13 protein-coding genes and 2 pseudogenes are annotated in these 12,652 nt (G+C 39.1%); 10 read left to right on the top strand and 5 right to left on the bottom strand.

What is annotated here, in order from left to right; all coding sequences use genetic code 11:
- Positions 1 to 63 precede the first annotated feature (63 nt).
- Positions 64 to 267 (top strand): annotated as a pseudogene (locus ACIFSR_RS31750) (RNA polymerase subunit sigma-70); the annotation flags it as partial.
- A gap of 150 nt (positions 268 to 417) precedes the next feature.
- Here ACIFSR_RS31750 and ACIFSR_RS31745 read toward each other — a convergent pair.
- The 4 genes from ACIFSR_RS31745 to ACIFSR_RS31730 all read right to left on the bottom strand — a co-directional run bounded on the left by ACIFSR_RS31745 (position 418) and on the right by ACIFSR_RS31730 (position 4,007).
- Positions 418 to 978, bottom strand: coding sequence for a GNAT family N-acetyltransferase (locus ACIFSR_RS31745; RefSeq protein ID WP_430063063.1), 561 nt, complete (start codon positions 976 to 978; stop codon positions 418 to 420).
- 98 nt (positions 979 to 1,076) lie between these two features.
- Positions 1,077 to 1,400, bottom strand: a complete 324-nt coding sequence (locus ACIFSR_RS31740) for a hypothetical protein (protein WP_430063060.1) — start codon at positions 1,398 to 1,400, stop codon at positions 1,077 to 1,079.
- A gap of 184 nt (positions 1,401 to 1,584) precedes the next feature.
- Positions 1,585 to 2,298 (bottom strand): stalk domain-containing protein, encoded by a 714-nt coding sequence (locus ACIFSR_RS31735; RefSeq protein WP_430063057.1) that lies wholly within the window; start codon positions 2,296 to 2,298, stop codon positions 1,585 to 1,587.
- Positions 2,299 to 2,486: 188 nt separating this feature from the next.
- Positions 2,487 to 4,007 (bottom strand): alpha/beta fold hydrolase, encoded by a 1,521-nt coding sequence (locus ACIFSR_RS31730; RefSeq protein WP_430063054.1) that lies wholly within the window; start codon positions 4,005 to 4,007, stop codon positions 2,487 to 2,489.
- Positions 4,008 to 4,334: 327 nt separating this feature from the next.
- On the opposite strand from ACIFSR_RS31730, the gene ACIFSR_RS31725 reads away from it, so the two are divergent.
- From ACIFSR_RS31725 to ACIFSR_RS31705, 5 genes are all read left to right on the top strand, one after another.
- A complete protein-coding gene (locus tag ACIFSR_RS31725; protein WP_430063051.1) occupies positions 4,335 to 4,772 on the top strand; it encodes a hypothetical protein in 438 nt (145 codons plus the stop codon).
- A 69-nt stretch (positions 4,773 to 4,841) separates the two neighbouring features.
- Positions 4,842 to 5,240 (top strand): hypothetical protein, encoded by a 399-nt coding sequence (locus ACIFSR_RS31720; RefSeq protein ID WP_430063048.1) that lies wholly within the window; start codon positions 4,842 to 4,844, stop codon positions 5,238 to 5,240.
- Positions 5,237 to 5,614: an Imm26 family immunity protein gene (locus ACIFSR_RS31715; RefSeq protein ID WP_430063045.1), complete on the top strand. Its 378-nt coding sequence runs from the start codon at positions 5,237 to 5,239 to the stop codon at positions 5,612 to 5,614. The genes ACIFSR_RS31720 and ACIFSR_RS31715 overlap by 4 nt, the downstream gene beginning before the upstream one ends.
- Before the next feature lie 407 nt (positions 5,615 to 6,021).
- On the top strand, positions 6,022 to 6,933 hold the full coding sequence (locus ACIFSR_RS31710; RefSeq protein WP_430063042.1) for a hypothetical protein: 912 nt from the start codon (positions 6,022 to 6,024) through the stop codon (positions 6,931 to 6,933).
- A 36-nt stretch (positions 6,934 to 6,969) separates the two neighbouring features.
- Positions 6,970 to 7,119, top strand: coding sequence for a hypothetical protein (locus ACIFSR_RS31705; protein ID WP_430063040.1), 150 nt, complete (start codon positions 6,970 to 6,972; stop codon positions 7,117 to 7,119).
- A 185-nt stretch (positions 7,120 to 7,304) separates the two neighbouring features.
- Here ACIFSR_RS31705 and ACIFSR_RS31700 read toward each other — a convergent pair whose 3' ends face one another.
- The gene (locus tag ACIFSR_RS31700) at positions 7,305 to 8,291 is read right to left on the bottom strand and encodes a DUF4238 domain-containing protein (protein WP_430063037.1); all 987 of its coding nucleotides are present in this window, start codon (positions 8,289 to 8,291) and stop codon (positions 7,305 to 7,307) included.
- Between the two features lie 206 nt (positions 8,292 to 8,497).
- On the opposite strand from ACIFSR_RS31700, the gene ACIFSR_RS31695 reads away from it, so the two are divergent.
- From ACIFSR_RS31695 to ACIFSR_RS31680, 4 genes and pseudogenes are all read left to right on the top strand, one after another.
- Positions 8,498 to 8,659, top strand: coding sequence for a hypothetical protein (locus ACIFSR_RS31695; RefSeq protein ID WP_430063034.1), 162 nt, complete (start codon positions 8,498 to 8,500; stop codon positions 8,657 to 8,659).
- Positions 8,660 to 8,831: 172 nt separating this feature from the next.
- Positions 8,832 to 9,209, top strand: a complete 378-nt coding sequence (locus tag ACIFSR_RS31690) for a hypothetical protein (RefSeq protein ID WP_430063030.1) — start codon at positions 8,832 to 8,834, stop codon at positions 9,207 to 9,209.
- A gap of 1,077 nt (positions 9,210 to 10,286) precedes the next feature.
- Positions 10,287 to 10,516: pseudogene (locus ACIFSR_RS31685) on the top strand (recombinase family protein).
- Between the two features lie 566 nt (positions 10,517 to 11,082).
- Positions 11,083 to 12,642, top strand: coding sequence for a hypothetical protein (locus ACIFSR_RS31680; RefSeq protein WP_430063027.1), 1,560 nt, complete (start codon positions 11,083 to 11,085; stop codon positions 12,640 to 12,642).
- Positions 12,643 to 12,652: the final 10 nt, after the last annotated feature.

The following is a 12,652-nucleotide window of genomic DNA, read 5'->3' as shown; positions in this document are numbered from 1 at the left end:
CCCACATATAATGGAGAACAGACTTCAGTGTTCATCTGTAATACATCGTGGGGGTGACTGAGCATGCCAGGATTGTTTTCGGCAATAGCACTATTTATTAAACAGCTTTCGCTACTTGTCTCTTATGTCAAAAATAATGCTTTTCCCCAGCCTCTTCAAGAGGAGGAGGAAACTAAACATCTGCAACTGATGGCGGAAGGTAATCAACGTTCACGAAATCTTTTGATCGAACATAACCTTCGACTTGTCGCTCACATAGTGAAGAGGTTATGAACAAAGTCCGATGTCAAATGTATGTTGTGAAAACGGAAGCAGTTATCATAAGGAAGCATCGCGGAGAGAAATGGCTTGAGTCTGTTAAGTCATAATAGTTTAACGGCGTGCATCAAGTTCTGATGCACGCTTCTGCATGTTGTATTACTTCTCAATCGAAATATTCAATTTAAGCTCGGCTAGTCTGTTTGTCACTTCCTCAACATCAACAATAATGGGCACAACACCCTCCCGTTCTTTGTCTAATGAATGGTCAATTATATGAATCGGCACATTGATCCTGGTCTTGAGTAACCCATAAAAGCTTTGATCGATTAAAGCGATAACGTACTTGCAATCATTTTCAATCGCATAATTAAGAAAAAAATTTACCATCTCCTTCACATAACCTCTTAATCTGTATTCCAACCGTATTGCAACTTTATCGATCTCTATCACTTTGTTGTCCAGCAATTCCTTTCGACTTGAAAAACGGTAAATCGTGTCCAAGGGGCAACCTTTGAAGAATGGGAAGATTTCGAAAGTTCCAATATAACTTCCATCAACAATCTTTACTAAATACTTTTGCCCGTCATCAGGAAATTCATCGTTAACCCCCTTTTCTTCCCAAGCAGATTGCCAAATGGAATCAAATATCTCTTTTTTATCTGTGCATTCTACAAGTTCAATCATTTTTTCTCCAATCGAATTAATAATTTTATTCATCTAAACGGAAACCACTTGCGAAGGCAAGTGGTTTCCGTTTAGATGTGCTGCAAACCTACAGCCGCTGCATCGACATTTTCGCCAGCCGATGGAACATTTTATTTAGTCGTAAATGCATTTTTAACAATTTCCTGCTGACGCTCAATTTCTTGTTTTTGTGCTTTCGTCATCACAACTTCTCCTGTCGCGGAGTAGCGAAAGCTTGCGTTTGCAACGATGCCTGGATAACAAATAAAGGCTACAACTAACGTAATGAAAATCGTGGAGTTGATAATCGTTGAATTGGAGTAGCTGAACCCTTCATCATTCATCGTGACATAAACAAGAAATGGTGTCGCTAAAGTAGAGACGATGCAAAGAACACGCGTAAAGTAAAAATCGGCTTTAATAAACGTGCGTCTAGCATAAATGGCTGCTACCAAGATGATAAGACCACCCCAAAAGATAGGTACGCCATGGGGACTTGTGTAACTGAAGTAAAACCAAAGCAACAAATAAAATAAACAAGTGATGCTTGGAAAAAATCTCAACAGAAATGCGGCTCTTGTCATTGTGAGATCCACTTCTTTCTTCATGAAATATGTTATGACGCAGATCACTCTATTTCTAGCTAATCAATTTAGGGTCTAAAAACGCTGTGTACTGTCCTGACATTTCGATACGCAGCACTAAAGCCCCGGTGATGTCCGCTTCAACTTTGATCGAATCTAAAAGTGTGGAGCTTATCGCCCCGCTGTCGTAAACGATAACGTCGTCAGCGTATATTTTGAGGCTTCCGATATTATCCTGTGGCGCATTCCCTTTCCATATTTCATGTGGGGCTAGAAGCCCCGAAAGCGTCTTATAATTGCCGTCTAAGATGTATTGATAGGAGTACGAACCCAATTCCGCGCGTCCAGCACCGTTAATTCTTCCAGCTACCCAGAATTGTTCAAAAACCTCGTCACGATTCGTTTTGTAGGTGTCTCGATCAGCTCGACTGTTATTGTCTACAGCTGATAATAACGGTGCGTCCTTTAAGTACGTAACCGTTCCTTCTTTCTGCTTCCCAACGTAGATACTTGTCGTTTTTCCGTCATATCCTACTTTCTTTCCGAGCGATTCGGATACGAAACGAATCGGTACGTATGTAGTCCCTTTATAGATAAAGCCTTGTTGATCAGTTGGAGCTTTCTTTTCAACTCCGTCAAAATAATATTTGAGTGGTAGAAAATTGACTGTGATGTTCATTGAATTTGCTGCATAGGATACGCCCGAAAATAACACTCCTCCAAGAATTGCCCCTACTGTCATGTGCCGTAACATTTTTGATTTTGACACTGTTTTCCCCTCCGACTTTGGAATGTAAAAATTTGAGCAACTCCAACATTTGTCATGACCCTACTTTATATAATTCAACAGGCGATGACCGGTCGATTTGCCAATGCATATGTAAATTATAATAGTTACTGGGTTACGCTATGGTTACACAAAAAACCGACTCTGTAAGGGAGTCGGTTTCCATGACATTATATGCGGTGTAACATTTTCGCTTTCATTTTCTCAGATAAGCGGTTGGACTGATCACAGAGCCATTCATCTTCCGGATGATAAATAAGAGCTTTATATAAAAAATATCTACTTTCTTGTAGCTTGTTATTCTGTTCCTCGATTACCGCCGCATCCTTTGCAAGTAATACGATTTGTTCCTCCATTGCGCTTCGATAGGTTATGAACCAATCGTCATAAATGCCAGGCATAAGCTGCTCAGGCAGATCAAATAAGAGTTCTTTGCACATTTTCAATTTGGATTGAGGGTCATTTTCCAAATGTGCTTTATGTAAGAGGTCTTTTAATGTAAGAACATCTGATTTTACACTGCCTCGCAAGGTAATGTGGTTTTTATCAGACATTAAAATAGACCCACTTTGGAAATTCGTCTCTGTTATTTTGCGCAAATGATTAAGATACACCTTCAGGTTTTTCAACGCCTTTGGTAAAGGGACTTCTGGAAACAATGCATCACATAGTTGTTCACGAGTTGTAGTGCGATTGAAAAGAAGAAAAACCAGCAGACTCTTCGCGTAGCGTTGATTCCAACCGTATCGTTTTTCTTCACCGTTAATGATAACTTGAAATGAAGATAGTAAGTCGACTTGGATCGTTTCGGTAGGCTCTAATTTCTTCATGCCTTCCTCAAACACTTCTTGAAAATAACTAATAACATGCTGAGAGGATTCGATTTCGAAGGCTTTATTTGCATTCGGGGCATTGACGATAAAGTCGTGAATCCAAATTCCCGTTAGTTGCGCTTGATCAATGAAAACCGCATTTGACGAATTGGGCACGATCAATAGTCGTGTTTTAATAAAGAGCCTTGCAGATAACGTATAGGAGGTCAAATAAAGTGGGTCAAGTTCTCCAATCAATGCCAGGGTCGGATGAACGAGTGACTCAAAGTCTAATGCTGGAGTCGAATCTTTATATAGGTAAAGGATATCAAAGTATGTTTCGGGAGTGACACAATTATAGGCGGCTACGATTTTTTGGAAAACATCACTTTCCACAGGCGATTTTGTAATCCCTGTCGCCATCCTTTGAGCAAGTGGCAGCATAGAGGTGGCTGCCACTAACTGTTTGCGACTTTCAAAGAGTGCATTGTATGATTTTTGTGGATAGATTGCTGGCACGGCAATTAGAATTAAAGTGCTAACAAGCTTTTGGTGAATGTGACTGAACTTCATTGCAAGTGTTGCCCCGAAGCCGTGACCGACCATATCAAATGATGTAATACCCAATGTATTAACGAGTTCATAGATGTCGTCAATAAACAGATCCCAGCATAACTTCGCATCTCCACGATCTGAATTTCCATGCCCTCTCAAATTAAAGGAAACCACTTTATAGTCCTTTTCTATGTAATTAATGAGTGGGTTCCATAAATCCATATCGAGACCAAGTCCATGCACTAGTACAATTGTCCTTGAAGCTTTATTAGTATTGTAAATACGATAACCCATATTAATGCCGTTTGCTGTAATGAATCGCATGTATCAAATCTCCTAGATATGCTTGTGAGATGGATTATAGCCAACTGTAGGTCTTCTGTTACTTTAGTCCCGAAGTGGTATAATAAACAGAATATTTGAGATATCAAATCATGTCAAACCAACATTATCCATTTAAAGAATTAGGATCTCATTTAGAGCTAATTCGTTACAATGTGAAAACTACCGAACGATTCAAAAGTGTGTGACAGATAACGGCACACGTATATAGAGCTTCAATTTTCGGATAACAGGCTGTTAGACTGCGAAATGATGTGTAATCAATGTTTTATCTTCGCTCTATGATGTTTTTTCGGCATAGGCGACCAGTTGACGATTATTAAAGTCGTCCTCTATGATGAAGCCAGCCCGGGTGAGTATTCAGATGAAGGTGACTATATGACAGACTGCATAACCATTCCAAAAGATACTTTCGAACGTGTCCTAAGATCTATCGAACATTACTGTTCGAACAGTTGTCCGATGTTTATGAACGCCTGCTTACACTTCGAGTGCCCATTGTTCGCCATTGAACATGTTCTCACGTTGGAGCATGAGTACGACAGCAGAGAAGAGCCTCTTTGCTGGTATGTAATTAATTTCAACACATGTAATGATATAGCTATTGTGTATACGAATAATGAAAACGCCGAGAAGATGGCTGAAGGCTCAGGTAACCCCTACGATCTTCATGTATTCGGCACGCTTGAAGCTGCATATGAAGAAATGAATAATCTCATGGATAAAAAAATTAAAAAGATTGAATAGCAGATCTAAAAAATGGGAACGCTGATAGCGATTTGCGTTCCCATTTTCAGCGTATTCGGAGGAAAATGCTTGAAGCCTAAAACAAAAGAACAAGCATCAACTACCCTAATAAAGCTTTTAAAGCGACGTTTCAACGGCGGAGAATCGTTAGACGAGCTCTTGCCAGTGTTCCTCGATAATTTGATGGCTTTCAAGTCAAAGAAGAAATCGCGCGTTTTGCTTGATAGCGAACTACTGCTTTTCGAAAAGTGGATTCTTTCAATAGGCGGAAACTATGAGCGAATCCACCGCTTCCATGTCCGTATTGTTGTTCAGCAGAAGACAATGGATATCAAGATTAATTTGTTTGAAGAAGAGTATTTTGTTCTTGTCGATAATATTGCAGAAAAGGCATTTAAGCGATTATCAGCAATCCAGACATGGCTTGAAAGTAAGTTTAGCCTTGAGGAAAGGAGCAATAATTGTTGAGTATTACTTACCCTTTCAAACCTAAGTCTAATAGTTCGTTGTTTGCCGGACAATTTTGGGCAATCCCATTAAGTAATGGTCAATTCGCTTGTGGTAGAGTGATACAAGTTACAAAATCATATACAGTGAGCCCCACGAGGACCTTTCTTGCCGGTCTTTTAGATTGGCTTGGTGAAACGCCTCCATCATCAGAATTAATAGCTGGAAGAAAAACCATAGCCCAAGGAGTAGCGCATGTGCTGGCGATTCATGAAACAGGACTTGGCGAAATGATTACTGGTTTTCGACCATTAGATTTAGATGAAGTAGAAGCGGACTACTTTCGTTCTCAATGCGGGTATCAGCCTGGTCATTGCAAATTGATGAAGGGTTAATCGAATTAAGACCTATTACTAAAAGCGAATGGGAAAAATACCCGACTTTAGGCTTATGGGGGACGGATTATATTAGGGAAATTGCAGAAGCAAAGTTGTTATGACCGCTCTGAAAAATGGAGCGGTTTTTAATTTGTACTTTTGGTTAACTAGAATTTTCGGTTAACCATCGGAACAACAAGGATTTTAATATATTTTAACGTTTTTATCCACCAAAAAAGTTAACCTTTGGTTTACAGAAGCGTTTCAAAAGGTTAACCGCTAAAATTGGTTAACCCCTTGATCAATCAACCTTTTAGCAATCTTTCTTTGATTAACGAGCTTGAAAAAGTTAACCAGGTATATGGGTTCTAAAAAATGGGAACGCTGAAGATTATCAGCGTTCCCATTTTAAGCTACAGGAGGTTTTGAACATCGCAAAATCGCAAGACGATTCCCTTTGGGCGGTGAAAGCAACACCGGAAGTTTGCTCTATCCTTGATGAAGGATACGCCATTTTTGAGCAATCAGCAGAAGCCGGTGGCTTTAAGGCAACCAAAAAAGAGTATTTAGAGCATTTGGCACGCCTTGATAAAGCGAACAACATTCGCAACGGCGCAGATGGCGCGCTGCCGCCCGAATTAATGAAATATGGTAGCACCGACTTTAATGAACTTCTGGGCTATACCAATGGCATCAACAAAGTATTCTTGCGCATTATTGAGCGTGCTGGTGGTCGTGAACTCGCATTAAACAATGAGAGCGCCCAGCGAGAGAGTGAGCATCAGGAGCGTGTCGATCATCTTCGTTCTGAACTGGCAGCGGCAACTGAAAAAGTAAATTTCCTTTCGAAAGAAAACGAGGATCTTGTTCGGCGAAATGAATTGATCGAGAAAGAAAGTCAGTTATGCATTCAAGAAAGGGAACAACATGATGAAGCGATCCGCTTTAAAGATAACTCCATTACCGAATTAAATAAGCAGATTGTTGATTTGGTTGCAAAGGTTAGCTCTTTTGAAACCATCTCCCAAAGCTATCAAGACGTGAGTGGGCAATTACTTGAGGCGCAAAGCAGGATTCGCGAAAACGAGCGTGATCATGAATCGGAACTTAGGCAAAAAGATGCCGAACATCGTTTAGCTGTTGCCGAAGCGATCCAGAAGGAACGTGACGCAGCGCAACAGAAGTTGATTGATTATCGTGACAAAATCGAAGCTGAATATCGTCAAGAACTCAAGGATCTCCGGGCAAAGCTCGAGGCTTCTCAGAAGCCGGAGCCGAAACCGAGGGGCAGGAAGCCGAAATCAAACGAAAGCGTCGCTCAGGATAGCAACAAATAGAGAGAGTTGAATGAATTGGACAAGAAGCAATTGCTTGTGAATCTGGAACAAGTTGCGCGCGTGAGATTGATCACGACGGATGTCGTTGAGTTTATCCGTCTTAAACAGGATTCGTTTGAAGCTCGCAATGCTAGCGGTATGCCGGTCGAAGTACCGGTGGCTATGGTGCGAGAAATCGTAGAGTAGTAATTAAGAACGCGACCCCTTCTAAAACATATGGTCTCGTTCTTTACATAGTTAACTTAACGCTGTTATCGTAAATAGTTATGTTGACTTTGTCCTAAAGAAAACCACCTTCATAAAAAGGCGGTTTATTGACGATTAATGCACTTATATTTTTGCCGGCACTTTTTTAATCGTTCTTCATTATCTTAATCAAATTTTGGCTGTTTCTCATGTTCTAATCTTCTTTTGAAATCCTCAGTAGTACATACTTTTCCTTGATCACTCCACCATAAAAAATCTTTCTTTTTGGAAAATACATACCTCTCAGCATACATTGCAGTCCAACTATTCATCTGAGCAACAAATCTTCTGCTCGGCGCCCAGCCAACGGGAGGAAGATCATCTTCGAATCGTCCTAATAGCATTACTTTTGGATTTAACGGAATACTGACTTCCGTATTTAAAACACCATGCCCTGGCGAGCCCAATATACCCTTTACAGGTAAGATATTTCGTAAACAGACGGGGTTGTCCGAACAGACAAAATCGCCATACATTGGCGGAGCGATACAGAGGCTCCATTTGCGATGAGCAAGGGGTTCGATAATAGCGTCAAATCTTGCCATGAAGTTTTCCATATGAAAATTGTTATGGAAGCTTATTTCAAACCCGTCTTCGTTAATTAATTTGTTCAATTGTTCATAGCTGAGATCAAAAGACTTACCCGTTTTTTCTTCGATCTTTTTTTTCTGGGATTCAAAATACGACTTGTTTTGAAATCCAACTCTAGAAGCCATTTTGAATACATCAGCCATGGCTTTGTCGAAATGATGTCTTCTTGCAGGGGTTCTCTCAGATAGGAGTGCGATAAAATTAATCAGCCAATTATATTCTTCTGAACCGATTGTCGGTATTTTAAACGTTTGTATAATTTCATTGATGATTTGTTTTGCGTTACCTTCTACCATTGAAAATGCTTCTTCAAATGTTTTCGAGTCCTTACCATCGACGGTCTCGATAGTATGAAAATCATTTTCATAAGCTATTTTCTTCGGTCGGGATTGCCATTGGTTACCACTACTTTGATCAAAGACCCAGAGTTGGCTGCGATCAGTGCCATCATTAGTAAAATTTGAAAGATAGGATACCGGTATATAATGATGTTTTTTTGGTGGCTTTGATCCGTTACTCATTCATTTGCCTCCATTTATTTTCGACTTCTAGCCACATGATATCACAACGTCTACGTTGAGAAAACGGCTGCCGCCTTGCATTTTTTGTGTCGTCAATTATCTAGTTACATAGTAAAATGAATGAAAAAGATTATTTAAAGTGGAGTACAGGAATACATGGCAAAAAGAAAAAAATGAATTCACATCTCTTAGGTTTTCGCAAGTTGATGACAAACCTACACATTCACACGGCTGTTATCGAGAAAACGTCTGTGCTCGTCTTCCAAGATATCGAGCTCATTGGTAGTGGCGCAATCGATGCTTTCAAAGGAATAACGGTAGATAACGGAGAGCGAGAAGAGATCGTCTTTATTGGCGAGGAGCGATAGTTTAAGCGAAACTGTACGCTCGTTTATGCGCGGCGGGAGACGTTTTGGAATGATCCGTTTGTGGAAGATTAAGACATTTGATTGTTAAGACAAATGAGGTCGTTGATAACAATTAAGCTAGCGAGCATGATAGTTCAAGTAGGGCGGAATTTATGTGTAGGGGGATAAGACATTGATTTTCGACAGGGATGATTTTCTTACAGGCATAGAGTCCTATAAAAACCAGTTTCTTAATTTCATTGAACAAGAGAAGAAGAATCTTAGTTTTCTACAGAATAAGTTTGAACAAATGGGGATTGTCAACTCCCTAAGCAACCTAACGACTGCTGATTATTATGAGTTCGAAGGAGATGAAACCGTTGCGAAGACTGATATCATTCACTCACTTCATAGCGGTCTTATGATTACGACATGTGGCAGGTTCGAGTATCACCTGATCGTACTCTGCGAGGTGGTCCAAAGAGGATTGGAAATAGGGGTTAGCCATAAAGATGTGCATGGGAGCGGGGTTAGAAATGTTATCTTGATGCACTTTTTAGATTTAACATAAGTAAGAGGACCGAGTATAAAAGGATAATCGCTTGGTTAGAAGTTCGGAACCTACTGACACACCATTACGGGACTGCGGAAACGGATAAGCAGTTCGATAAAATATTTGATGTAGATATGAAATTTGATCATGAAACGAATATGATTTTTACAAGTATGAATGATTGCAATAGGTTACTCAAAGACTTTGAAATATTTTCATTGTTCCTCTTTAAACAACTGGAATCAGTCGGCGATGACTCAGTAGAGCTTTAATATATGAACCGCAGAAAAGCCGTCTTTTACATAAAAGTGGCTTTCTTTTTCTTCTGTGACCTTAGAAACGTATGTTCTCATATAATATCCATGAGGTGATTTGCGAAGATGAACGTGAACAGTAAGAAACATCATTGAAATGGTCGATGGCAATTATCGCGAATGATGCTACCATAGTAAGATGACGGGAATACTGTTAACCACGGTGTTTCCGTTTTTTTTGTTTCAAAAACGGTGAGTTTTGAGACCTAGGGTAGAAATAGTGAATTTTCGTTGCAAAGGACAATTGGTGGTTTCAATAATCGTTTCTAAATCAAAGGCTCAAAATGAGGCGGATTTATCGTTTGTGAAACCTGTTCCTTTGAATGAATTAAAAAATGGAACCGCTACGATTCCCGTCCTGTTGATATTGCATGGTTAGAAGCATACAATCTGGTCGTGTTGATGCGAAAGGACGCTACCATGATTTAAGCGTATTGCTTTTTCTTTTCGAAAATTTCAAAAAGATTAACGATGGTCTTTGCTATAGCAACAACAGTCTCCTAGACTTTAACCGCGGCTTTTGTAAAGCTAAGCATTTTTTAAATTTGGTATTTATTGTAACCTATCTAACAAGGTGGTATACAATTTTATCAATGAAATGATGATCATACAATGGGGGTTGAAGTTTGTTTGGAAAGTTAGGTTACGCCCGCGTTTTGACGAGGGTCAACATCTAGAGCTTCAATTCGACGCATTAGTGGCTGCCAGTGTGAAGTAAAGAGATATACTCAAAGATGTATGGTTCCAAAAAGGAGCATTCGGAGTTTGAGAATCTGCTTGCATACGCGCAGCAGGGGACACTTTCGTCGTCTGGAAGCTTGACCGTTTAAGACGCGGTTTCAAACTCCACATCGACCTATCAGATCATTTTAAAGCAAGCAACACCGAATTTATTTGCTCAAAGAAAAGATTAACAAGACTTCCGCAACCGGCAGAATGATGTTCAGTATGCCCGCTGTATTGGCTCAATTTGAACGTGAAATGATCAACGAGCGAACGCATCGGGTTTAATAGCCGCCCGTGCAAGAGGTCGCCGAGGTGGTCGTCCGAAGAAGAATGCTGCAAATGTTGAGCGGGCAATTAGGCTTTATAAAAGTCAGGAAAACAGAATAGCCGACATTACGGTGATGACCGGGGTTAGCAAAGCGACGTAGTAGTGTACGCTGTTTGGGTCAAATCTTTCTCGTTTAACCGGGTCATCCACTTTACCAATATTGACGTCGTCCTGCCATGTACTTTGATTAAGTACACGTCAGCTATTCCGTTATCATTCATTAGAAAAGTAAAACTTAGAATCCATTGTAGGTTCTTTTTTTCTCAGCTATTATATGCTTTTCAAAAGTATCGTTAAAAACGGGAATTTGGCTTGTATTATTATTGACATTGATATTTCGGTGAGCTGTTGAACGGGCTAAAGGGAATGTTTTAGTCGGTAATTTAACGAAGCTGTATCAATTGCAGCTTTTTTTGTTGTAAAAAGAAGGAAAGAGGAATGAAATGGCGAAAATTATTATTTTGTCGTATTACAGAGAAAAGTTCAATTTGTAATTGTTTATTTGGTGAAAGGTGGTTTATAGATGTTAAGTCAAGAATCATTTGCTTTCATAGACCGCTGTGTGGCTGAATTAGAACACAGAGGTCAAGATTTGGAACAAACGAAATATGAAATTCAAAAGTTTATAGAGGACAATGTTTTGTCTCAACTTTCACTGAAGAATATATTGTTTCATGCAAGAGTGAAGGAGCCGAGTAGTTTGCGTGAGAAGATTATTCGGAAAAATGCGTTTATAGGACCTCAGGATGAAGTCAAGTTTATTGATGAGTTGGATGATTTGATTGGTGTTCGGTTGGTTTGCCTTTTGCAAAAGGAAGAGGAAGAGCTCTTTCGTCAATTAGATCAAAAAGTTTTTCTTGAAAGTGATCAAAGTGGGTTAAGCATTGTGCCAGGCACACTAGAAGCTCGACCTTACTTAAGACTTAATAAAACAAATCAGCCAGATATTCAGAAAAACGGAAAAAAAATTTTTAAAATGAAAGGTCAGTGGGTTACGGAAACAAAAATACTTAATGTAGAAATTCAACTGAAATCTTTATCTCATACATTTTGGGGCGAAGTTGAACATATGCTTTTTTATAAAAATTACGCTTACATGGTAGGCAGTGGCTTCTATAAAGATATAATGAACTCAATAGGTGAGATGCTGCATAGTATTGACCACCAATTGGAAGCACTAAGAGACCATCTTTCAGTAAACGATGAAACTCAACAGATCGAAGAAATCAAACAAATGGTTACAAAGTTAATGTATAGTGTTTATCAACCTGCTGTAAATACTATGCTTAGAAGTGAGGTTGATTTAAAGCAGGTATACGAATTGGTTGCAGAGTTGCTTTTTATTCGTATTTACAGGAGAGACTTTGCTTCCGCAAAAGCTGCAGAGGTTATTAACAGAATCAATACCGGAGTTGCACAATTAACTCCTGATTCATTTATTTTCGGTCAATACAACGAACATAGATCGCATTCAAATTTGAAAGAATTGGCTGCATTTATTGGAGGTTTAGCTAAAAGTCAGGATATTTTCTGGAAAACTTTTATAGCAGTGTACATGCTTATTAAACAAGAAACTGATTTCACAACTGTCTGTGATAATATTACATCGGAGCTGATGTCTTTATACGCAGCTTACCAAGATGAATTCATCGACCTAGATAATATTGGAGTAAGCTTATTAAGTAATAGCATTCAAGGTGCTGTAATATCATATTTCTTTAATTACAAGAAAATTGATTATTTTTTACCGAATGTGTTTCAGAAAAAAATTCTTGATGCAATCACTCAATTCATAAATAATCACCAACATGAATTTTCAGATATTAAACCTGCTCTTATTAATCCTGAAAATGAGGAGCATGTAAAGAACCTAGTCGCGTTTTACCTGAAGTTAATGATAGACCTAGTCGTAAACAAGCAGATAAAGGTTGATGAACTTCGAATGCTTAATGATTGGTTGAATAATAAGGAAAAAGATTGGTTATGGATTCCATCTGTTAATACCGATGAATTATCAATACTTATTAGCAAGCAAAACAACGTTGACGAGAAACAATTTAAGAAATTATATGAAAAAAAGTAGGTGATTGTAC

Source organism: Paenibacillus sp. NRS-1760 (assembly GCF_050467785.1).
In the GTDB taxonomy this organism is placed as follows: Bacteria; Bacillota; Bacilli; order Paenibacillales; family Paenibacillaceae; genus Pristimantibacillus.
Note: the sequence above shows the minus strand (reverse complement) of the source record. Positions and strands in the feature narration are given on the sequence as shown.